The sequence below is a fragment of the Pantoea nemavictus genome (assembly GCF_037479095.1).
GTDB classification, from domain to species: Bacteria; Pseudomonadota; Gammaproteobacteria; order Enterobacterales; family Enterobacteriaceae; genus Pantoea; species Pantoea nemavictus.
Genome location: NZ_JBBGZW010000001.1, coordinates 4,061,847 through 4,084,231, shown reverse-complemented (window position 1 = coordinate 4,084,231; position 22,385 = coordinate 4,061,847). Strand labels below are relative to the sequence as shown.

Here is a 22,385-nt window from a genome sequence, read left to right as displayed (position 1 = left end):
CAATCGAACAATTTCCATCACTTTCCTTCTCCTCTGAGAGGAGCGCGCCGTTCAGCTGCCGAGGCTTTGACTCCACCCGCCGGCCGCCTAAGCACAATTGTGAGGAGTGCTGAGCGGCTCTCATTGTGGAAGCCACAGGCCAGCACCACCTGAAACCTGCCGGGATTTGACTATCCGCGCCCCTGGAGTCATCAGCAAAACAATGAGGCTTCGCCCGTCACTCAACACCTGTATAACCATACAGTATTATGGCAAAACTTGAAATATCTCGCCGCACATTTTATTATCGCGGGTGTGAGGAGTGCTGAGCACCCCGTTCGCGGCGCGGTTACCAGCCGATTAGCGAACATAAAAAAAAGGATTTGGCTTTACTGCCAAATCCTTTTTTATTGCCGGCGTTTAATTACCGCGCGGAACTGATGCGCCAGATAGTATTACCCGCATCATCGGCAATCAACACGCCGCCCTGGCGATCGGTAGCTAAACCGACCGGTAAACCGCGCACCTGCTTCTGATCGTCGGTGAGGAAGCCCGTCACCACCGGCTGCGGCTGCCCCACCGGTTTACCGTTCTCGAATTTCACCCACACCACCTGATAGCCATTAAGCGGCGTACGGTTCCAGCTACCATGCTCGCTGATAAACGCCCCGCCACGATACTGCGGCATGTTATCCGCGCCATAGAACAACAGGCCGAGCGGTGCGACATGCGAGCTCAGTGCGTAATCCGGCTTGATGGCCTTCTCCACCAAATCCGGCCTTTGCGGTTGGGCGCGCTCATCTACGTGCTGACCATAATAGCTGTACGGCCAGCCGTAGAAGCCTTTGTCCTGCACCGAGGTCATGTAATCCGGAACCAGATCGGAACCAATCTCGTCACGCTCATTGACGATAGCCCACAGCTTGCCGCTCTGTGGCTCCCACTGTAAGCCGGTAGGATTGCGCAGGCCGCTGGCATAGATCCGGCTGGCACCGCTCGCCGCATCCACTTCCAGCACCGCCGCGCGGCGATACTCTTCGCCAATGCCGTTTTCCGTTACGTTACTGTTGGATCCCACCCCCACATACAGCTTGCTGCCATCCGGGCTGGCGAGCAGTGATTTAGTCCAGTGATGGTTAATCGGACCACCCGGCAACTCGGTGACTTCCACCGGCGGCGTACGAATCTCGGTTTGCCCGGTTTCGTAAGGGAACTTCACCAGGCTATCGGCGTTCGCCACATATAAGGTATTCCCCACCAGCTGCATGCCAAACGGCGCCGTCAGGTTATCGATAAAGCGATGCTGCTCCCATTTGCCGTTAACGTTGCGCAGCAGCGTGATGCGATTGCCGCCCTCGCCGCCTTTGCCTGAGGCTTTCTGCACAATGCCCATAATTAGCTGCTTCGGCGCGGTGGTCGGTTTCGGCATGCCATTGGATTCCGCCACCAGCACATCATTATTAGGCAGCACCAATACCTGACGTGGATGCTGCAGGTTTTCGGCGATCTTTTCGATCTTTAAACCCTCCGCCACTTTCGGCATTTCCCCGGTTTTCCACGGCGTGCCTTCCGGTACTTGCATCGGTGGCATAAAGAAGTTCTGCGCCTGCGGCAGCTCAGGATTGGGACCGATTTGCTTTTGCGGATCGATCAGCGCCCCGTCGTCACAGCCACTGAGCAGCATGGCGATCGCTACCGCACTAAGTAGGTGTTTCATACGCGACCTCCCTGTGTGCGGCGTTCGCGCAGCACCAGCTGCACGTTGGCAATCAGCAGCAGCGCCACTACCAGCGTCGAGAGCGTCACGCCCATGGGCACCACCGCGTAGGCATCGCGGCTGTGAATAAAGGCGTTCACCACCGCCAGCACCATTGCCAGCAGCGACAGCCAGAAATGGGTCTTTTCATTCGGCCGGGCACCGCGAAATAAATAAACCAGGCTAATTAAACGTGGCAGGATGGCCAGCACCAGACCAAGGGTAATCAGCCAACTGGCCGATTTGGTCCACATGATGACGAAGGTTTGCAGATAGAGGATATCGAAAAACCAGGCGGCGACAAAAAAGCCCAGCGGCAGCGGTTCCAGCAGCGTATACAACGTCACGCCGAACACCGATCTTCCTGAGGTATGAAACATTACTCTCTCCCTTTTACCAAATTATCATCAGATGGCGCACGCGTTGCGCTTTTTGCAACAACGTGCCACCACCTGTGAAATATTAGTAAAGATAAACAGTAACGTTTAACACTTATCTAACTTGCTCAAACTTATGACTTATCTGCCGGCAGGGTTACCCAATATCCCGGCTGATAAGGCAATGGCAGAAACTTCTGGTGGAACTCGCGGAAAGTGGCGTCCGGATCGAGATCGGCAAACAATTCGGGATGCAGCCACTTCGCCAGCGCCTGAATCGCCACAAACTGGTACGGGCTATCGTAGAACTGATGCCAGATTGCATGCGCGTTGCCGTTATGGGCTACCGGCAGGGTTTTGAAGGCATCGCGCATCATCAGCAGTTGCAGCCGCGCAGTGGCTTCTTTCACATCCGCACCGGGGCCGACACCCACCCATTTGCCGACGGTATTGTAGTTTTTCCAGTTGGCACCGGTCACCACCACCACATCCGGACGACTGGCGATGATCTGTTCTGGGTTGAGCGTGCCAAAGGTGCCTGGGATCAGATCTTTGGCGATATTGCGGCCGCCCGCAATTTCCACCATCTGACCAAAGTTCTCGTTGCCAAACGACATGCAGCACTCATCGCTGTAGCCGCCAGCGCGGTCAATCATCACTTTTGGGCGCGTGCCGCTAAAATTCTTCAGGCGATCGGTCACCTTTTCAATTTGTGCCCGGCGGAACGCCACAATCTCTTCGGCACGCTGCGGATTATTCACCAGCTCGCCCATGATGCGGATGCTTTGCTCAGCGTGTTCCATCGGCTTCTCACGGAAATCGATAAACACCACCGGCACGCCCACTGCCTGTAACTTCTCAATCAGCTTGCCTTCATCGGTGGCCGCTTTGGATTCAAGGTTCATCAGCACTAAATCGGGCTTCAGCGTCAGCGCCTGCTCAACGTTGAAGGTGCCATCCTTCGCGCCGCCAAAGGTCGGCAACTTTTTAATCTGCGGATATTTCTTCTCATACGCCATGTAGCCGTCGTAATCCGCTTTATGAAAATCATCGCGCCAGCCGACCACGCGCTGGAACGGCGCGGCGGTATCAAAAGCGGCCAGCAGATACATCTGACGCCCTTCGCCCAAAATGATGCGTTTGGACTCCTCTTTGACCTCGACCTGACGTCCAGCGACATCCGTAATGATTTTTGCGGCAGCGTGATGCGTTACCGCCAGTAACCCCAGTGCAAACAGCCATATTTTCATTTTACCGACCCAGAATGATAATGATTATTATTTAATTTTCGCGGCGTCACTATTACCTGGCTGACGGGAAATGAAAAGCCCCCAGCGACACATTTTTTTACATTCCGCCCAGCGCTTTTCACTGTGCAATCGCTCACAAAACGCCAGTCATTCGTGAAAACGCTCACAGCGAACCATGCAAATGCCCAATTTATCGCCGTTGTTTCCTGCGCTTTGGCTAATGCGTAAACAAAATGTGAACGCTAAATTACAAAATGAAACGGCGTTTTATTTTTTATGTTAATGCCCATCGTGGGAGCGCCAAGCATGAACGGAGGAGTAACCGTGAAGATCAGTGCCATTGATGTGACCCTGTTTAGCTACCCAACCCGCCGCGTCTCGGACAGCGCCGGGCACTCGCATCCCGGCGCCGAGACCGATGCGCAAATGGCGCTGCTGACCCTGACCAGCGAGGATGGGGATTGCGGTTATGCCCTCGCACCGGCTGAGGTGATTCGTCCACACGTGGTAAACGCCTTCTTCCGCAAGGTGCTGATTGGGCAAAACGCCTTTGATCGTGAACGGCTGTGGCAGGATCTGGTGCACTGGCAGCGCGGTAGCGCCCACCAGCTCACCGAACGTGCGTTATCCGCCGTGGAACAGGCGCTATGGGATTTGATTGGTCGCAAGCTCAAACAGCCGGTGCACAAATTGCTTGGCGGCTATCGCGAGAAGATCCCGGCCTACGGCAGCACCATGTGTGGCGATGAGCTGGATGGCGGTTTATCGACGCCCGACGAATATGCCCAGTTTGCTGAAAAGCTGGTAGCGCGCGGTTATCAGGCCATCAAACTGCACACATGGATGCCACCCGTCTCGTTCGCCCCCAGCCCACAAATGGACATTAAAGCCTGCGCCGCGGTACGTGAAGCGGTCGGCCCGGACATCGCGCTGATGCTTGACGGCTATCACTGGTACAGCCGCAGTGATGCGCTCACCATTGGTAAAGCGCTGGAAAAACTCAACTTCGCCTGGTTCGAAGAACCGATGGAAGAGGAGAGCATGGCGTCTTATGCCTGGCTGGCGGAAAACCTCAGCATCGACGTACTGGGCCCGGAAAGCCTCGGCGGCAAACACCATAGCCGCGCCGATTGGGTGCGCGCCGGCGCCTGCGACATTCTGCGCGCCGGTGCCAATGGCGTCGGCGGTATTTCGGCCACCATGAAGGTCGCTAGCCTGGCCGAAGCCTTCGGCATGGATTGCGAAGTGCACGGCAATGGCGCGGCCAGCATCGCGGTGGTCGGTGCCATCCGCAACTGTCGCTGGTACGAGCGCGGCCTGTTGCACCCATTCCTCGATTATGAACAGCCGCCGGCCTATCTCAACGCGCTGGTCGATCCGATGGATGCCGAGGGTTTCGTGCATCTGCCCACGCGACCGGGACTCGGTGAGGACATCAATTTCTCGTGGATTGAGACACACACGCTAAATCGCTGGTAAGCGCCTGACACAAGCAGTACGGCAAAAAACTATAAACCTCTGACCTGCTGGACTTTGCTTATGAACGTAGTGAACCGATGCAGAGCGTGGTGCGCCGCGCTGCTGCTGCTCACCTGTAGCCCGTCGCTGCTGGCCGCCACGCCAGACGACCAGCTGATTGTGGGCATGAACATGAACAATCTCCTCACTCTCGATCCCGCAGCCATGACCGGCAACGAAGTGGTCGGCATTGTGGTCAATCTCTATGACGGTTTGGTTGAGTTAGATCCGCAACAGCTCACCAACGTGCGCCCGGCGCTGGCGGAACGTTGGGAGATCAGCCCCGACAATCGTCAGCTCACCTTCCACTTACGTGACAATGTCACCTTCCACTCCGGCAATGCGTTGAGCAGCGCCGATGTGATTTGGTCGATGCGCCGCGTGCTACACCTCAATCTGGCGCAGGCGTCGGTGTGGAAATCTTACGGCTTCAGCAAAGAGAACGTCGACCAGATGATCAGCGCGCCGGATGCGCGCACGGTAGTGATTCGCTTGCCTAAGCCTAACGATCCCAAACTGGTGCTCTATTCGCTGGCGGCGCTCGGCAGCATGGTGGTGCTTGACAGCAAAACCGTGCAGGCGCAGGCGGTAAATAACGATTGGGGCAATCGCTGGCTCACCACCCATGAAGCAGGGTCAGGACCGTTTCGTCTGGACGTATGGCAAGCCAAAGATGTGCTGCGCATCAGCCGCGATCCCCACTACTGGCGCGGTGCGCCCAAGCTGCAGCGCGTAGTGTTCCGTCATCTGCAGGAGTCGCAAACTCTGCGCCTGATGATGGAGAAAGGCGACCTTGATATCGCCAGCAACATGGCGATTCCCGATGTGAAGGCGTTGCGTCACGATCCCGACCTCTCCGTTGATGCCGTGCAAAAAGGCACGATTTATTACCTGGCGATGAGCATGAAGGACGATCACTTCGCCAATCCGCAGGTGCGCGAAGCGTTACGCTATCTGGTGGATTATCAGGGCATCAACAAAACGCTAATGGCCGGTTACGGCACGCTGCACCAGCGTCCGATTCAATCCGGCATGCCGGCGACGCTGCCCGATCCGGGTTACAAGCTCGATGTGCCGCGTGCCAAAGCGCTGCTGGCGGCTGCGGGTTATCCCAACGGTTTTGATACCACAGTGCGCGTGCTGGCCGATCAGCCGTTCCTCAATGTCGCCATCGCCATTCAATCCACGCTGATGCAGGGCGGCATTCGCGCCAAAATTATTACCGGCACCGGCAACCAGATTTATGGTGCGATGCGCGATCGCCAGTTCAATTTGCTGGTGGGACGCGGCGGCAGCGGCGTAGAGCCCCATCCGCACTCCAGCCTGCGCGCGCTGGTTTACAACCCCAACAATGCCGACAGCGCGCGTCTCACCAATTTTCAGGGCTGGCGCACTGGCTTTTATGATGCGCAGCTGAACAGCATGATCGACAAAGCGCTGCTGGAGCGCGATGCCAAACAGCAGCAGCAGGATTACTTTGCCATCCAGCAACGTTACGACCAGCTGATTCCGGCGCTGATGCCGATTTCGCAAATGACCGATTCGGTGGTGGTGAACAATCGGGTGCAGGATTACGTGCCGCACCCGTCGGCTACCACTTTCCTGCGCGACGTGTGGAAAACGCCAGATAGCCTGGCAGGAGGTACGCAATGAAGCTAAGCAAAAGTCACTGGCGTCGTCTGCGCAGCCGCACGTTGCAGGTGGCGATCACCCTGTTTGGCCTGCTGCTGCTGACCTTCTTTATTGGTCGCGTGATGCCGCTCGACCCGGTGCTGGCGATTGTCGGGCCGGATGCTGACCACAATACCTACCAGCAGGTTTATCATCAGCTGGGCTTTGATAAACCGCTGTGGGTGCAGTTCGGCATCTATCTGCAGGGCTTGCTGCACGGCAATCTCGGGCTGGCGCTGCTCACCGGACAACCGGTCATTCACGATATCCTGCGCGTCTTCCCGGCCACGGTGGAACTGGCGACGCTGGCGATTGTGATTGGCACCGGGCTCGGCGTTCCGCTCGGCGTGTGGGCCGCCGCCCGTCGCAACAGCCTGATTGATTATCTGGTGCGCATCATCAGTCTGGCGGGCTATTCCACCCCCATCTTCTGGGTCGGCATGGTCGGCCTGCTGCTGTTTTATGCCCATCTCGGCTGGGTGGGTGGCGCGGGTCGCGTTGACTTCAGCCTTGATGGCATTGTGCCGCGCCGCACCGGTTTCCTGCTGATTGATGCGTTGCTGGTAGGCAACTTCACGGTGTTCAGTAATGCGCTTAACCACCTGATTCTACCCGCTTCCCTGCTCGGCTTTCACTCGCTGGCTTACATCAGCCGCATGACGCGCAGCTTCATGCTGGCGCAGCTGTCGCAGGAGTTCATTCTGACGGCGCGGGTAAAAGGCCTTAGCGAGTGGCAAGTGATTTGGCAGCACGCATTCCGCAATATTCTGGTGCAGCTGCTGACGGTGGTGGCGCTGGCCTACGGCTCGCTGCTGGAAGGCGCGGTGCTAATTGAAACCGTCTTCTCGTGGCCCGGTTTTGGTTCTTATCTCACCGGCAGCCTGATGCTCGGCGATATGAATGCGGTGATGGGCTGCGTATTGGTAGTCGGCCTGATTTTCGTGCTGCTTAACCTGCTCTCTGACCTGCTTTATCAGGTGTTCGATCCGAGGACCAAAGTATGACGATTTCTCTCGATACGCCGTTAGCCAGCCAGACGCGCGAACGGCTGGCGCGCTGTCGCCGCACCGGCGCGCGCATTGGCCATTTTCTCTGGCAAATGGCGCGCAACCCGTTAACCGCGATTGGCGGCGGGATTATCATGCTGCTGCTGGTGGTGGCGCTGTTTGCACCGTGGATTGCGCCCTATCACCCGCTGATTCAGGACCTCAACAATGCGCTGACGCCGCCGAATGCGCAGCACTGGTTTGGTACCGATGAGTTTGGTCGCGATATCTTCAGTCGCCTCGTCTGGGGCGCGCGCATCACGCTGTATATCGTGCTGCTGGTGTCAGTCACCGTTGGCCCGCTGGGCCTGCTGCTCGGCGTCACCGCCGGTTATTTCGGCGGCAAAGTTGATAGCGTGTTGATGCGCGTCACCGACATCTTCATCTCCTTCCCGAGTCTGGTGCTGGCGCTGGCGTTTGTCGCCGCGCTCGGTCCGGGACTGGAGCATGTGGTGATTGCCATCACGCTCACCGCCTGGCCGCCGATTGCCCGTCTGGCGCGTGCTGAAGCGCTGTCGCTGCGCCAGGCCGATTTTGTTTCGGCGGTGCGCTTACAGGGTGCCTCTTCACTGCGCATTTTGTGGAAACACATCGTGCCGCTGTGCCTGCCGTCGGTGATCATCCGCATCACCATGAATATGGCCGGCATCATTCTCACTGCCGCCGGACTGGGTTTTCTCGGATTGGGCGCGCAGCCGCCGGATCCTGAATGGGGCGCGATGATCGCCAGCGGTCGTACCTATATGCTCGAGTGTTGGTGGGTGGTGACAGTGCCGGGTCTGGCAATTCTGATCAACAGCTTAGCGTTCAACTTCTTAGGAGATGGCTTACGTGACATCCTCGATCCCCGCAGCGAATAGCGCTGCACCGTTGCTCGACGTACAGGATTTACAGGTAAATTTCGTCAATGGTCGCCTCGTCACACCCGCGGTGCGCGGCATCTCCTTCCAGTTAGGCAAAGAGAAACTGGCGATTGTCGGCGAATCCGGCTCCGGCAAATCCACCGTAGGTCGTGCGCTACTGCAACTGCATCCGCGCAGCGCACAAGTCACCGCACAGCGTATGCAGTTTGGCGAGATTGATCTGCTGCGCGCCACGCCCGCGCAGATGCGCGCCATTCGCGGTAAACGCATTTCAATGATTATGCAGGATCCGAAATACTCGCTAAATCCGGTGGTGCGGGTTGGTGAGCAGATAGCCGAAGCCTGGCGCAGCCATCATCCTGGACAGCGCGAAGTGGCGCGTCAGCGAGCGATGGAGATGCTTGAGGTGGTGCAGGTGCGCGATCCCGGGCGTATTTATCAGTGTTATCCGCACGAAATTTCTGGCGGTCAGGGCCAGCGCGTGATGATCGCCATGATGCTGATTACCGATCCCGAATTGCTGATTGCCGATGAACCCACCTCGGCGCTGGACGTTTCAGTGCGCCTGCAGGTGCTGGCGCTGCTGGATGATTTGGTGAAACAGCGCGGGCTGGGGCTGATCTTTATCAGCCACGACATCAATCTGGTGCGGCGCTTCTGCGATCGCGTGCTGGTGATGTATGCCGGGCGCGTGGTGGAATCGCTGGCCGCCAGCGAGCTCGATCGCGCACAGCATCCCTATACGCAAGGCTTACTGGCCGCGCTGCCGGATATGGATCAGCGTCGCGCACGGCTGCCGGTGCTGCAACGTCAGGCCAGCTGGCTGCAACCTTAAGGAGCAACGATGAACGAGATGATCCGCGTCAGTAATCTCAACCTCAGTTTTGGCGAGGAGGAGCGCTGTAATCAGGTACTGTTTGACGTCAATTTATCGATTCGCCAGGGCGAGATTTTTGGCCTGGTCGGCGAGTCGGGATCGGGCAAAACCACGGTGCTGAAATGCCTGGCCGGGCTGTTTACCCACTGGCAGGGCGAGCTGGCGATTGACGGCGTCGCGCTGGAGCATCGTATCGCCCGCGAGCGTTGCCGCAGCGTGCAGATGGTGTTTCAGGATCCTTACGGATCGCTCCATCCGCGCCACACTATCGGCGATATTCTTGAGGAGCCGCTGCAGATTCACGGTATCGGACAGCGCCAGCAACGGGTGATCGCGATGCTGGAAAAAGTGGGCCTCAATCGCGCGTGGCAAACGCGCTATCCGCATCAGCTCTCCGGCGGTCAGCGACAGCGCGTCGCCATTGCTCGTGCGCTGATCCTTGAGCCGCGCGTATTGCTGCTGGATGAACCGACGTCGGCGCTGGATGTATCGGTGCAGGCGGAGATCCTCAACCTGCTCAGCGACTTGCAGCAGCAGGAGAAGCTGACCTATTTGATGGTCACGCACGATCTCGGCGTGGTGGCGCATCTGTGCCATCGCGTGGCGGTCATGCAGCATGGCAAAGTGCTGGAGACACTGGATGTCGATGCGCTGGTAAACAACCGCGCGCAAGTGGCCTATACGCAGATGCTGGTCGATGCGAGCCGGCAGGATAATGGGGTTTTGGCGTAGGTTCGCCATTGATGGTGACCAGGTGCGCATCAATGCGCACCCTACGAACAACAGGGGAATCGTCATCTCAGGTGATTTATGCAGAGCAGACAATATTTTCCCGGCGGTTGCGGAAAGTTTAACCGGTGTTTTCTCCGACACTTTCTCCGACATTTTCTCCGACATTTTCTCCGACATTTTCTCCGACACTATCGGTGTCTAAGTAGCGTGTCACTTCAAGCCAACAAGTCACATATTAGCCACAAATAGAGATATTCCGTTGGGTATTACTATTTAATAAAGAGTAAAAAAACCAAGCCAGGTTTCCCTGGCTTAGTTAAACGCGTCTCGATTACTGCGTCAGTTCACGCACAAAGCGTGCAATTTCCTCACTCTGACCATGCTCAAACAGTGCATGCTGCAGACGTGGGCCGCTCAACGCGGTTTTCACCAGTTCAGGGTCGATGGCGCGCAGTGAATCGAGGTAGTTCTCTTTCAGCAATGCCGCTTTCACCTGATTAAGCAGTCCGGCATTGCGCACCTGCGGCTCTTTACGCTCTGGCGGATAGCCGTGCCCTTTCTCGCCGGTGAAGGCTTTTTCGAAGATAAAGCGCAGGTTCAATTCCGCGCCCCAGCCGAAGCCTTTGGCGAACGGCAGCGACAGCGCATTGCCGTTATTGATTTGCGCAAACAGGTAGGCATCGGCGGGATCGATGCAGTAACCGCACACCACGCCCGGATGCAGGTTAAGCGACATCAAGGCGCCCTGTCCGGTGCCGCAGCCGGCCACCACGAAATCCACGGCTTGGCTGTTCAGCAGCACGTTGGCCATGATGCCGAGGTGAATGTAGGTCAGATGATGATCTTGCTCGTCGCTCATACCGACGTTAAACACCTGATGTCCGAGCGGTTGCGCCACGGACTGAAGCTCTTTCAACACCGTTGCGTTCTTCGCAGCCTGGCTGTTTTCCATCATCAAAGCGATTTTCATGATCCATCCTCAGATTAAATTGAAACACCGTTTCATTTTAATCAAAGAACGGTAAAATGCAGCCTTTAAATGCCTTTTTGACTGTGAGTTATGTCACACATTCACCATGCAACCGGTAAGGAGAAAACATGTTTATCTATAAAAACACCACGCAGTTAGAGGATCTCGGCAACGGCGTCACCCGCAGGGTGCTGGCGCACGGCGGCAGTATGATGGCGGTGGAAGTGACCTTTGCGCAGGATGCCGTTGGTCCGCTGCATCATCATCCGCATGAGCAGCTTACCTACGTGTTGTCGGGACGTTTTGCCTTTACCATTGATGGTAAGACACAGGAGGTCGGCGCGGGGGATACGCTGTATAAAGCGCCCAATATTGTCCACGGCTGCGTCTGTCTGGAGGCCGGCGTGCTGCTGGATACCTTTACGCCCCAGCGCGAGGATTTTCTGGCGGCACCGTAACGCGCCGCCAGTTAAATCAGCGGGCGGCCCACCACAAGCGCAGCTTGAGGCCCCACCCGCTGGTCCAGCCGCTGCTGGTGCTGATGACTTTACCCTGGTGCAGTACGATAAAGGTCGGCGTAGCGTTGATATCCCAGCGCTGGCCGATCGCCCCGCTTTCATCATTGATCGCCACACCTTGCAGCCCTTTCTTCTCCAGCCAGGTCGCAACCCGCGCATCATTGCCGGAACGCAGCGCCACGCTCACCACTTTTACGCCTTGCTGGCTTAATGATGCCACGGTGGGTGTGGTGAGCTTGCATACGCCGCACCACGTGGCCCACACGTAGACCAGCAGCGGCTGATGTTGACTGAGTTCGGCAAGATTAACCTCGCCCTGCAGCGCGGTTAGCGGCTGTTGCGCCAAATCAGCGGGCAGCTGCGGAGCGCGCAGCCAATCCATGCCCCACAGCGCCGCAGCGACAATCAGCACCAGAAAAAGCGCCTCACGTAACCCGCGCTTCACGCGACTCATTGCTTCGCCTGCAGCGCGCCTTTCACTGCGGCTTCCAGCTGTTCATACGGCACCGCACCGCTGATCATCTGGTCGCCCACCAGCGTGGCTGGCGTGCCCTGCACCCCCAACTGCTGCGCCAGCGTCAGATTACTGTTGATGGTATCGAGGCTGGCTTTGCTTGGCTGTTTCAGCGTAATGCCAGTTTTCTCTAGCGCCGCGTCAATACTGGCTTCATCGTGATTGCCCTTCTTCGCCATTAAACGCTCATGCAGCTTGAGGAAGTTCTTGGGCTGCTGCTCCCAGACGGTAAGCGCCAGACGTGCCGAGGTCAGCGAGGTTTCCGCGCGATACGGCAGCGGCTTAATCACCACCGCCACCTGTGGATAGGCTTTCATCAGCTTTTCTATGTCTGCTTCAAACTTTTTACAGAACACGCAGTTGTAATCGGTGAAGTAAACCAGCGTCAGCGCGGGCTTCTCAGCACCGATGCGCGGTGAACCGGCATCGTTGAACAGCACATCGTGGTTTTTCTTCACCATCTGCGCGACCACATTTTGCTGCTGCTGTGCCGCTTCTTTATCGAATGCATCAGCCGCTTCCGCCAGAATCGCTGGGTTCTGCACTAATGTTTCACGAATCAGCTCCTTAATGCGCGCTTCCTGCTCGGGAGTAAATGGCGCAGCCGCAAATGCAGGCATGGCAAGGAACATCAATGGCAGTAACAGGGATTTCTTCATTATTTTTTCGCCTCAGAGAGAGTGGAGATCACCGCTTCACGACTCAGCAGCGGTGACAAAATCTGGCCTTGCGGCAGTGCCGGGCCATAAATTTGGTTAAAAGGAATCGCTACACGATCGCGGCGACGCAGGAACTCACCGATAGCGGGATCGGGTTGCGTCCAGTCGCCGCGCAGCAGCACCACATCATCAGCCTTCAGCGCAGCACGCACATCCGGCTGGTTAAGCACGCGGGATTTATTCACTTTGCAGGTAATGCACCAGTCTGCGGTGACATCAACAAACACCCGTTTGTCCTGCTCGAGCGCCTGATGGATGGCGGCTTCGGTCAGCGGCTGCCAGTGCAGCGCATCCTCATCCGGCTCGATGCGCGTCATAAGCAATAACGCACCGGCCAGCGTCAGCGTGATAAACACCAGGCCCGCCTGTTGCAGCGCACGGCGTTTAATCAGCCAGCCACACAGCACCAGCAGCAGCGCCACCGCCAGCACTAGCGCAACCGTGCTGCCCCAATGCGGTACCAGCAGCGTCACCAGCCAGAAGGTGGCAAGCAGCATCAACAAACCGAGCACAGTGCGTAGATGCACCATCCAGCGGCCGGGACGCGGCAAGCAACGCGCCATACCCGGCAACGCCGCAACCAGCAGCCACGGCAGGCTCATGCCCACACCCAGCGCGACAAACAGCAGCCACAGCTGCGGCAGCGGCGCCGTCAGCGCGAAGGCCACGGCGGTACCAAGGAACGGTGCGCTGCACGGCGTGGCCAGCAAGGTGGCAAACGCGCCCTGTCCGAAGTGCCCGAGCAGACCCTCACCGCCCTGGGTCGCCAGTTTAGTATTCAGGCCCGACGGCAAGCGGAAGTGCAGCAGATCAAACAGGCTGGCGCTGAACAGGAACATCACCAGCACCATCACCAGCAGGAAACCGCTACTCTGGAACTGGATGCCCCAGCCCAGCGCCTGCCCGCTAAGTCGCAGCCCCGTCATCAGCAGCGCCAGCAGCAGGAAGGAGAAGATAATGCCGGCGCTGGAAGCAAGGAACTGCTTGCGCGTTTGACGCTGGGTTTGCCCCTGCTGCTGCACCAAACTGCTGAGCTTGATCGCCAGCACCGGCAACACGCAGGGCATCAGATTGAGGATTAAACCGCCCAGCAGCGCCAGCAGCAGCACGGACCAGATGGTCTGCGCTGCCTCGCCCGACACCAGCGTTTCCGCGCCGATGGTTAACGAACTTTGCTGCGCGATGCCCGCATCGGCCACCACCAGCGACAGCGTTTTGCCGCGCAGATCCGGTGCCGCTTCACCCCACTCATCGGTTACCGCCACGCGCGCGCTGAGCGTGTCGCCATTAACACTGATGTGCGGTGCCGCCAGCATGCTGCCGGGCGGATAGTCGAAGAACAGCTCCGGCTTTTGCCAGCCACCCTGACGCTCGGCACGAATTTGCAGCTCACCGTTGATGAAGCTGGCGGCGAGTTGATCGGTTAAGCCGCTTGCCGCCGGAATTTTTCCCATCGCCTCGGCGAAATCGCGCGGAAAATCGGCGTCAGCGGGCTGCGTCAGGTCGAGGCTGAACGGGAAGTCGGTAAGAATGCAGACGTCGCTACAGGTCGAGAGCGTCAGCGTACCTGCCAGCCGCTGGCTCGACAGTTTTGCCAGTGTGATAGGCAGCGTGATATCGCCTTTGTAGCCTTGCGTGGTCAAACCGCTGACGTCAAAACGCGCGGGCGCTGGCCAAAACCATTGCGCATTAACCTCTGGCGTTTGCCAACGAATTTCCGGTGCTACGCCGCCTTCACCCGGCGTGCGCCAGTAGGTTTTCCAGCCAGGTTGCAAGCGGATATCCAGCAGCAGTTGCTGATCATTATTGTGGCTGGCGCTACGTAGACGCACTTCCGCGTGACTGTTTTGCGCATTGCGCAGCCAGCCAGTATCTGCCGCCTGCGCGGTGATCGCACAGCTCGCCAGCAGGAGCAGCAGGCTCCTGATAAATATAGACATGGTGATTCTCCAGTAAATAACAGGGTTTACGCGATGCAACGCGTAAGTGTTATTCCCGGAAAACGCAGAGGGTCAGATGCCGCCGTCGCAGTGGCGGAAACAGCGGTGTCCGGCGATAGCCGAAGGAGGTAGAGCGTTGCGTAAAGGTGGCAATCAACGCCAGCAGCAACAGCAGGAAAGGCAGTGCGGTATCCAGGATCGGCGCGGCGGCACTCAACGATTTCGCGCTCAGGGCACAGGGCTTTTCGCTGCCGCTGGCATCGTCATTACCGTTTACCTGCGTGGACGCGCTGACTTGCGCCAGCGGCGCAGAAGGCAAATTGAAGCTGCGCTGGACGAGACAAAACGCCAGCACCAGACAAACCAGTGCCAGAATCCATTTTGCGCGTGATAGCGATATCGTCATGCCGCAGCCTCAGAGAAAAGTGCGGGCATTTTAAGCATCGACAGCAGAAACACCAAGCTTTGCAGTGTAAACTTTTGTCTTTGTTGTGCGGAGCGTGTTTTGAGCCGGTGGCATAAGGGTACCAACCGGGCTGATGGGTAACAGTTTGCTCGCTGTAGTTAAAGGTGCTTGCTGTCCCCCATCCCGGCCTTCCCCCGCAAGCGGGGGAAGGAGACGCAGCCATATGCTGCTTCAGAGCTCACATGCATGGCGACAAGGTCATTCGCAGCATGCGGCTAAACAATATCATCCACGACGCCGCCATCAACGCGCAGCGCGGCGCCCGACGTGGCTGATGCCTGTTTCGAACAGACATACACCACCATATTCGCCACCTCTTCCACCGTAGCGGCACGCAGAATGATGGAGCTTGGCCGCTGGGCCATCACAAACGCTTTCGCTAACTCTTCCAGCGGCTTGCCGGTGCGTTTCACTTCATCTTCCATCATCGCGGCAAAGCCATCGGAAAGCGTAGGGCCCGGCAGCACGCTGTTGACCGTCACACCACTGCCCGCCACCACCTTCGCCAGTCCGCGCGCCAGCGACAGTTGCGCGGTTTTACTGACGCCGTAGTGCAGCATTTCGGCAGGAATGTTCAGCGCCGACTCCGAGGAGATAAATACCACTCGCCCCCAGCCACGTTTCACCATCTCCGGCAACAGTGCCCGCGACAGGCGCACGCCAGACATTACGTTGGTTTGCCAATAGGCTTCCCAGGTTTCATCGTCCACTTCATAAAAGTCCTGCGGGCCGTAAATCCCGGCGTTATTGACCAGAATATCGATGGGCGGCAAGCCGTTGAGCAGCTGTTTGACGCCCTGCGCACTGCCAAGGTCGGCGATGAAGGTGTGGATTTTTGCCCCCGCCACCAAACCGTTTAGCTTTTCACGCGCGCGACTGACCGAGGCTTCGCTGCGCCCATTCAACACCACTTCCGCCCCACTGGCGGCTAAGCCCTGCGCAATAGCAAAACCAATGCCGCCGGTTGACGCGGTGACCAGTGCTGTTTTTCCGTGTAAATCGATGTTCATGGAACTCTCCTATGCGATCGTTATCACAAAAGCCTGGTTGATGCCGCCAAATATGCATTGACAAATCATGCGGTTATTATCACGACGAGGGATTAACGGCGGCCCGAACGGCACGTTGTCCCGTCCGCCATGCCACTGCAAAAGCCATAATCAACAACAGCAGCAACACCGGCGTGAAACTGACGATACCGAAATTCTGCAATAACATGCCGCCCAGCATGCCGCCACCCGCAATCGCCAGATTCCATACTGTCACCAACATCGATTGTGCGACATCAGTCGCGGAACTCGCCCGCTGCACCATCGCGGTTTGAAACAGCGTTGCCGCACCACCAAAGGCTAATCCCCATAATCCCACCGCCAGCCATACCAGCAGCGCACTGGACACATTCAGTTGCAGCAGAAGCGCTGCAGCGATGAAAAGGCCGATGCAACTAAGCGTTAGCGGCTGGAGATATCGGTCCACTACTATGCCGGTGATGACGATACTGACCAGCGAGCCGCTGCCAAACAGCAGCAGGATCGCGTCGGTACGCGCCATTAACCCAGCCGGCTGCAGGAACGGTGAGATATAGGTGTAGAGAATGTTATGCGCCAGCACGAAACACAGCACCAGCGCCAGCACGCTACGCACGCCGGGCAAGCGCGCAACGGTGGCCAGAGACAAACGCTGCCGTGCCGCTTGCCCGGGCTGTTCTGGGGCAGTGAGACGCAGCACCAGCATCAGCAGCAGTGACAGCCCACTTAACGCCATAAAACTCAGGCGCCAGCCGATGGCGTTACCCACAAAGGTCCCGAGCGGCACGCCAATCGATAGCGCCAGCGGCGTGCCTGCCATCGCTATCGCAATCGCTTTGCCTTTTTTTTCCACTGGCGCCATCGACGCGGCATAACCGGCCAGCAACGCCCACAAGACGCCAGCAGCAGCACCCGCGACACCGCGCGCGATCAGCAGTAAAAGGTAGTCATTAGCCATGGCGGTGATCAGATTTGCTGCGGTAAAACCGGCCAGGGTGAATAGCAACAAACGACGGCGCCGCACGCCTTGCAATAGCGTCATCAACGGGATCGCCGCCAGGAAGGAGCCCACCGCATACACCGTAACGCTCTGCCCGGCTGCCGCCACTGAAATGGATAACTCCTGCGCCATCGGCGTCAGCAATCCGGCGGGAAGCGCCTCGGTAACGATGGTGACAAACGCAGCCAGACTTAATGCCAGCAGCGGAATCAAAGGTAAACGTTCGCTCATAATGCCTCCCGCATTCGCGGCAGCTCATCCAGCGCCTGCGGCATCACCGCCTGAAGTAAATCCTGCATGCTTTTCTCTCCTCAATAATGAATAGCTTCACAGTAGTCACTTCTTTATTGCGGAAAAAGCGGGGTATATTTCTCGACTTAACGGACATTTGTGTCCGCAATCGCGAGGCAACATGGACAGTCTGAACAGTATGGTGGTGTTCGTGCAGGTGGCGGAAACCCGCAGCTTTGTGGCTGCAGGGCGGCATTTAGGTCTTTCCGCCTCGGCGGTGGGCAAAAGCATTGCCCGGCTGGAGGATAAACTTGGCGTGCGGCTATTTCACCGCAGCACGCGCAGCATAACGCTGACCGCCGAAGGCGCGCTGTTTCTGCAGCGCTGCCGCCGTATTCTGGCCGAAATTGAAGCTGCCGAAAGCGAGCTGTCGCAGGCAGCAGGCCGTCCCGCCGGGCGTTTGAAACTGAGCCTGCCGATTGTGGGTTCGCTGATCTTGCCGGTGTTAGGCGACTTTATGCAGGCCTATCCGGACATTCAGCTCGATCTCGACTTCAGCGATCGCGTTGTCGATGTGATTGCCGAAGGATATGACGTGGTGATGCGCGCTGAACCGCCGACGGATTCACGCCTCTCGGCGCGCAAGCTGGGTTATGCCTACTCCATCGCGGTGGCCTCGCCAGACTATCTGGCCCGTTATGGTGAACCTAAAACACCCGAAGCGTTGACGCAGCACGCTTGTCTGCACTATCGCTTTAACACCACCGGTAAGCTGGAGCGCTGGGTGCTGCGCGGCTACGAGGAGGAACAGGAGCTGACGCTGCCCACCACCATGATCTGTAACAACATTGAGACTCGCGTCTGCTTTGCGCTGCGTGGATTAGAAATCGCCATGCTACCGGATTTCTCGATTCGCGAAGCACTGGCACAAGGTACGCTACGCGAGGTATTAGGTGACTTCGCCTGCCATCGCAACGTGTTTCACCTGTTGTGGCCCGCCAGTAAACATCCGTCGCCGAAAGTGCGCGCGCTGATCGACTTCCTCAGCGCACGCGTTTTTCAGCCAGAAGCGGATAACGCCGGCCGGGCAGCGATTGGCCGTCGCAGCTGACGCTGCAACCAGGCAAAGGCGGCCGCCTGGTCTGGATTGCGCGCATCCAGTTGCAACACCGGACCCAGCGCCATCGGCTGCGCGCTTTCGGCCAGCTTGCGCAGCTCCGGCAAATAATCGGCGCCGGGATGACCGGGCATACGATCCGTCAATCGCGACTGATAGCGTGCCACCGCATCATCGGGCGAAATCGCCAGCCACAGCTCCAGCACCCGCGTCACGCCGGCGTGCTGCAATCCCTGCTGCAATACTTCGCGCGGCTGAAAGCCAAACCAGGCATCGATCACATAGGTGCAGCGCGCCGGGGCTTGCGCCACCACTTGCCAGATCGCCTGGTAAGCAGCACAGCCCAGTTGTCGATTGCGCTGGCGATCCACCGGCGCAAAGCTGGCCATAAACGGCTCTTTCAGGCTATCCAGCGTCAGCACCGGCAAGCCGAACTGCTCGGCCAGCGCGCGCGTCAGGGTGCTTTTGCCCGACGCCGGAATGCCATTCACCAGCACCACCACCTTCTCTTCAGTGTCGGTTGTCATAGGATGTCTATCACCTCCGCGGCACTGCTGGCGTTGCGCAGTCGCACCAGCGTCTCTTCATCTTCCAGCAGCGTGACAATTGCGCGAATGCCCTCTTCAATGTGGGCATTGCTATCACGCGCGCCGAACATAATCACGATGTCGGCTTTGTCGCTGCCGTCGAACGAAATCGGCTCATCCAGCACAATCATGCTAAAACAATCTTTCAGCACGCCGGTTTCTGGCCGGGCGTGAGGGATGGCAATGCCCTCTTCAAACACGTAGTACGCGCCATGTTCCAGCGTATTGGCGATCACCGCTTCCGGATAGCTGGCTTTGATGTAACCGCCGTTGACCAGTGGAAGCGCAGCCAGCGCAATCACCTCGCGCCAATCCCTGGCGCTGATCCCCACCTGAATCGCACTTGCCTCCTGCAGCAGCTGTTTAATACTCATACTGCCTCCTAAATTGATTTGCGAATGGTGTTGCGCAGTTCATCAATTTTGACAAACAGCGGATCAATTTCCTGACGAAAACGACGGCTTTTAGCAAAGATATTTAATGCACGATTATACTCTAGCATTAATTGTTTTTGCGTATCTGTCGCCTGCGGATTATTTGCCAGCTGTTGCTCTAGCTGGCTTATTTTACCGCTGATGGTTTCAGCCTGAAGATCTATTTCCTGTGAATCCTGGCTCTTATTATCCGAGCCCTTTTTCAAGAATCCAAACATAGCGTCTCCTGCCCCGAATGGCGCCGGGCACCTCAGGTTATTACGTCATGAGTGAGTCGGAATTAGCGGAACAGCTGAATCTTTTCTACCAGAACATTGGTCACCGCGTCGTTAGCTGGCACGAGGAAATTGCGCACGCTATCGTTGACCTTGCCCTTTTCAAACGTCTGCTTACAGTTGGCTACCCACTGCACATTCATCTCAGTGCCGACATTCACTTTCTCGATGCCGCTGCGCACCGCAAGACGCATATCTTCATCGCTGACGCCGGTGCCACCGTGCAACACCAGCGGCGTATGTGTGGCGTCAGTGATATCCGCCAGGCGCTGATGCTGAATGTGCGCTTTGCCGGTGTACAAGCCGTGTACCGTGCCGATGGAGATGGCTAACATGTCGACGCCGGTCTCCTCCACGAAGCGTTTGGCATCGTCTACCGTGGTGAAAGCCGTTTCGCTCATCGCCACCACTTTGCCATCTTCAGAGCCGCCAATGGCGCCAAGCTCCGCTTCCACTGAGACATCCAGCGGACGTGCCATATCAATAACCCGACGCGTATTGGCAATGTTCTCTTCAATCGGTAAATGTGAGCCGTCGTACATAATCGAACTGAAGCCGGCATCCAGGGCGGTTTGAATCGCGGCTAAATCGGAACAGTGATCGAGATGCAAGCAGGTTGGGACATTGCGGCTCTCGGATAATGAACGAATGGCATCCACCAATAATTTATGTCCCAGATATTTCGCGGTGCCGGTAGATATCTGAATCATTAATGGACTATTGGTTTTTTCTGCCGCGCTAAAAAAGGCCGGCAACATCTCCAGGCAGTGCAAATTAAAGGAACCCAGCGCTTTAAAATCACGTTCTTTAGCCACCTGTAACAGATCGGTAAAGTTATAAAGTTTCATGGAGCTTTTCCTCATGGGATTTAGACTTGGTGGATTTTCCGTTAACAAACCAGGCGATAAGGGTAATAAAGGCAATAAACAGCGCGACGAATAGCCAGTTATTCTGGAATGCGTGGCCGAGCACCAGACCGGTACTGATCACATCCGAATCACTGAAGGTGACGCCGGTAAAACCGTAGCTTTCCAGCATCGGCACCAGAATCGCCGGCAGGAAGGTGATGAACAGACCGTGAACGAAACCACCGATCATCGCACCGCGACGTCCGCCGAGCGCATTACCAAATACGCCTGCGGTGCCACCGGCAAAGAAGTTGGTCAGCAGGCCAGGCAGAATCATCGCCAGACCAAACATCGGGAACACCAGCATGCCGACTACCGAACCCAGGGTGGTGGCGAGGAAGCCGACAATCACCGCGTTCGGGGCATAGGGGAACATCACCGGGCAGTCGAGCGCCGGTTTAGCATCAGGCACCAAACGCATGGCAATACCGCGGAAGGCTGGCACCAATTCGTTCAGCAGTAGGCGCACGCCGCTGTACAGCACGAACACGCCGCACACGAACTGAATTGACTGCATAAAGGCATACATCAAATAGTTCATGCCGTTGCTGTACTGGCCGATAAATTCCGGACCGGCTGCCACAGCGGGAATCAGGTACATCGGTACCATCACCACCGCCATCGACAGATAGGTGTCCTGCAGGAATTTAAAGTTGTCGGGCAGTTTGAGATCTTCAGTAGAACGCGAGCCTTTGCCCACCACCTTCGCTACCGCCGCCGTCAGCAGGTAGCCGATGGTGCAGAAGTGGCCGAGCGCCACGTCATCGGAGTCAGTAATGCGGCGCACCACCGGTTGTGCCAGCGCGGGCATCACCACCGCCATAATGCCGCCGAAGATGCCGCCGGTAAGGATCAGAGGTAAACCTGTCAGCCCCGCTTTATAGCCAATCACCGCACCGATTGTCGCCATCCACAGCAGCGCCTGACCGGTCAGGAAGATGTATTTGAACGGTGTCAGACGCGCAATGATGATATTGACGATAAAGATCACCAACAGCGTCAGCGCCACTTCTGAACCCAGCTCGCGGTTAGCTAACCCGGCGATGGCGGCAACGTCGGTGATATAACCCTGCATGCCAAAACCGTGGGTAAAAATGGTGTTGAGGAAGGTCAGCGTACCAACAATAATGTTGATACCGGCCATCATAATTAAGAAACCGAGCAGGGTTTTAAAGGTGCCTTCCACCACCTTTCCCGCCGATTTTTTTTGCAGTAGCAGACCAATCAGGGCAATAAAGGCGATCAATATTGATGCCTGCCCTAATAGATCTTTTACCAGGAAGTCGATCACACTATTCATGATTAGCAACCTTTAAGTTACGTTCTTTCATAAACGCCACGATTTTTTCTTCAATTTCGGCTTTATCAGTGAGCTTATTGAGAATAATCACCCGCTTAATTTGTTCCGGGCTGGCATCGGCATTTAATACATCAGCGAAGGCTTTCTGGGTTAAAATCATATCGGATTTAAAGGCGTTGGCTTCAGAAATAGTGGTGTGATCGATATCAGCATCGATTTCGAGTTTCTTTAATACCGACTTGGCGCTCATCTCAATCGCAAAGCTAGAACCCAGACCACATCCACAGACACATAATATTTTCAGCATGG

General features: G+C 57.0%; 24 protein-coding genes. 8 read left to right on the top strand and 16 right to left on the bottom strand.

From position 1 onward, the window contains the following. Positions 1-403: 403 nt before the first annotated feature. The 3 genes from WH298_RS18865 to WH298_RS18855 all read right to left on the bottom strand — a co-directional run bounded on the left by WH298_RS18865 (position 404) and on the right by WH298_RS18855 (position 3,362). The gene (locus WH298_RS18865) at positions 404-1,696 is read right to left on the bottom strand and encodes a PQQ-dependent sugar dehydrogenase (protein ID WP_009128247.1); all 1,293 of its coding nucleotides are present in this window, start codon (positions 1,694-1,696) and stop codon (positions 404-406) included. Further along, positions 1,693-2,115, bottom strand: a complete 423-nt coding sequence (locus WH298_RS18860) for a DUF2231 domain-containing protein (RefSeq protein WP_049851752.1) — start codon at positions 2,113-2,115, stop codon at positions 1,693-1,695. Before WH298_RS18860 ends, WH298_RS18865 begins: the two co-directional genes overlap by 4 nt. A 131-nt stretch (positions 2,116-2,246) precedes the next feature. Next, positions 2,247-3,362: an ABC transporter substrate-binding protein gene (locus WH298_RS18855; protein WP_180823558.1), complete on the bottom strand. Its 1,116-nt coding sequence runs from the start codon at positions 3,360-3,362 to the stop codon at positions 2,247-2,249. A 306-nt stretch (positions 3,363-3,668) separates the two neighbouring features. Between WH298_RS18855 and WH298_RS18850 the strand changes: the two genes are divergently transcribed. From WH298_RS18850 to WH298_RS18825, 6 genes are read left to right on the top strand one after another with little or no spacing between them, the layout of a single operon-like run. After that, on the top strand, positions 3,669-4,841 hold the full coding sequence (locus WH298_RS18850; protein ID WP_191322126.1) for a mandelate racemase family protein: 1,173 nt from the start codon (positions 3,669-3,671) through the stop codon (positions 4,839-4,841). A 60-nt stretch (positions 4,842-4,901) separates the two neighbouring features. Further along, positions 4,902-6,533: an ABC transporter substrate-binding protein gene (locus WH298_RS18845; protein ID WP_180823556.1), complete on the top strand. Its 1,632-nt coding sequence runs from the start codon at positions 4,902-4,904 to the stop codon at positions 6,531-6,533. Further along, positions 6,530-7,555, top strand: coding sequence for an ABC transporter permease (locus WH298_RS18840; RefSeq protein ID WP_009128232.1), 1,026 nt, complete (start codon positions 6,530-6,532; stop codon positions 7,553-7,555). The genes WH298_RS18845 and WH298_RS18840 overlap by 4 nt, the downstream gene beginning before the upstream one ends. Further along, a complete protein-coding gene (locus WH298_RS18835) occupies positions 7,552-8,457 on the top strand; it encodes an ABC transporter permease (protein WP_180823555.1) in 906 nt (301 codons plus the stop codon). Before WH298_RS18840 ends, WH298_RS18835 begins: the two co-directional genes overlap by 4 nt. Continuing rightward, on the top strand, positions 8,429-9,295 hold the full coding sequence (locus tag WH298_RS18830) for an ABC transporter ATP-binding protein (RefSeq protein ID WP_049851755.1): 867 nt from the start codon (positions 8,429-8,431) through the stop codon (positions 9,293-9,295). Before WH298_RS18835 ends, WH298_RS18830 begins: the two co-directional genes overlap by 29 nt. A gap of 18 nt (positions 9,296-9,313) precedes the next feature. Continuing rightward, complete coding sequence (locus WH298_RS18825; protein WP_161804877.1) at positions 9,314-10,069, top strand: ABC transporter ATP-binding protein; 756 nt, start codon at positions 9,314-9,316, stop codon at positions 10,067-10,069. A gap of 331 nt (positions 10,070-10,400) precedes the next feature. Here WH298_RS18825 and WH298_RS18820 read toward each other — a convergent pair whose 3' ends face one another. Then, entirely contained in the window at positions 10,401-11,039 is a 639-nt protein-coding gene (locus WH298_RS18820) for an RpiB/LacA/LacB family sugar-phosphate isomerase (protein ID WP_180823554.1), read from the bottom strand. A 128-nt stretch (positions 11,040-11,167) separates the two neighbouring features. Here WH298_RS18820 and WH298_RS18815 point away from each other — a divergent pair, with 128 nt between their 5' ends. Further along, complete coding sequence (locus WH298_RS18815) at positions 11,168-11,497, top strand: cupin domain-containing protein (protein ID WP_049851759.1); 330 nt, start codon at positions 11,168-11,170, stop codon at positions 11,495-11,497. 16 nt (positions 11,498-11,513) lie between these two features. Here WH298_RS18815 and WH298_RS18810 read toward each other — a convergent pair whose 3' ends face one another. The 6 genes from WH298_RS18810 to WH298_RS18785 form a co-directional block, all read right to left on the bottom strand. After that, complete coding sequence (locus WH298_RS18810) at positions 11,514-12,011, bottom strand: protein disulfide oxidoreductase (protein ID WP_180823553.1); 498 nt, start codon at positions 12,009-12,011, stop codon at positions 11,514-11,516. Beyond that, the gene (locus tag WH298_RS18805) at positions 12,008-12,730 is read right to left on the bottom strand and encodes a DsbA family protein (protein WP_180823552.1); all 723 of its coding nucleotides are present in this window, start codon (positions 12,728-12,730) and stop codon (positions 12,008-12,010) included. The genes WH298_RS18810 and WH298_RS18805 overlap by 4 nt, the downstream gene beginning before the upstream one ends. Next, entirely contained in the window at positions 12,730-14,730 is a 2,001-nt protein-coding gene (locus tag WH298_RS18800) for a protein-disulfide reductase DsbD family protein (RefSeq protein WP_180823551.1), read from the bottom strand. Before WH298_RS18800 ends, WH298_RS18805 begins: the two co-directional genes overlap by 1 nt. Positions 14,731-14,779: 49 nt before the next feature. After that, positions 14,780-15,136 carry a hypothetical protein gene (locus WH298_RS18795; protein WP_049851762.1) on the bottom strand — a complete coding sequence of 119 codons (357 nt, stop codon included), beginning with the start codon at positions 15,134-15,136 and terminating at the stop codon, positions 14,780-14,782. Positions 15,137-15,411: 275 nt separating this feature from the next. Beyond that, positions 15,412-16,206, bottom strand: a complete 795-nt coding sequence (locus tag WH298_RS18790) for an SDR family NAD(P)-dependent oxidoreductase (RefSeq protein ID WP_180823550.1) — start codon at positions 16,204-16,206, stop codon at positions 15,412-15,414. Positions 16,207-16,285: 79 nt separating this feature from the next. After that, positions 16,286-17,455 (bottom strand): MFS transporter, encoded by a 1,170-nt coding sequence (locus WH298_RS18785; protein ID WP_180823549.1) that lies wholly within the window; start codon positions 17,453-17,455, stop codon positions 16,286-16,288. Between the two features lie 181 nt (positions 17,456-17,636). Between WH298_RS18785 and WH298_RS18780 the strand changes: the two genes are divergently transcribed. Then, positions 17,637-18,566: a LysR family transcriptional regulator gene (locus WH298_RS18780; protein ID WP_180823548.1), complete on the top strand. Its 930-nt coding sequence runs from the start codon at positions 17,637-17,639 to the stop codon at positions 18,564-18,566. On the opposite strand, the gene WH298_RS18775 is transcribed toward WH298_RS18780, so the two are convergent. The 6 genes from WH298_RS18775 to WH298_RS18750 all read right to left on the bottom strand — a co-directional run bounded on the left by WH298_RS18775 (position 18,515) and on the right by WH298_RS18750 (position 22,383). Beyond that, the gene (locus WH298_RS18775) at positions 18,515-19,099 is read right to left on the bottom strand and encodes a P-loop nucleotide/nucleoside kinase family protein (protein WP_180823547.1); all 585 of its coding nucleotides are present in this window, start codon (positions 19,097-19,099) and stop codon (positions 18,515-18,517) included. The genes WH298_RS18780 and WH298_RS18775 overlap by 52 nt on opposite strands. Further along, positions 19,096-19,533: a PTS sugar transporter subunit IIA gene (locus tag WH298_RS18770; protein ID WP_009128206.1), complete on the bottom strand. Its 438-nt coding sequence runs from the start codon at positions 19,531-19,533 to the stop codon at positions 19,096-19,098. Before WH298_RS18770 ends, WH298_RS18775 begins: the two co-directional genes overlap by 4 nt. Before the next feature lie 8 nt (positions 19,534-19,541). Continuing rightward, positions 19,542-19,811 (bottom strand): hypothetical protein, encoded by a 270-nt coding sequence (locus tag WH298_RS18765; protein WP_009128204.1) that lies wholly within the window; start codon positions 19,809-19,811, stop codon positions 19,542-19,544. Between the two features lie 62 nt (positions 19,812-19,873). Further along, entirely contained in the window at positions 19,874-20,716 is an 843-nt protein-coding gene (locus WH298_RS18760) for a class II fructose-bisphosphate aldolase (RefSeq protein WP_009128201.1), read from the bottom strand. After that, positions 20,703-22,076 carry a PTS sugar transporter subunit IIC gene (locus WH298_RS18755; protein ID WP_008110085.1) on the bottom strand — a complete coding sequence of 458 codons (1,374 nt, stop codon included), beginning with the start codon at positions 22,074-22,076 and terminating at the stop codon, positions 20,703-20,705. The genes WH298_RS18760 and WH298_RS18755 overlap by 14 nt, the downstream gene beginning before the upstream one ends. After that, positions 22,069-22,383, bottom strand: a complete 315-nt coding sequence (locus WH298_RS18750; RefSeq protein WP_008110086.1) for a PTS sugar transporter subunit IIB — start codon at positions 22,381-22,383, stop codon at positions 22,069-22,071. Before WH298_RS18750 ends, WH298_RS18755 begins: the two co-directional genes overlap by 8 nt. Positions 22,384-22,385: the final 2 nt, after the last annotated feature.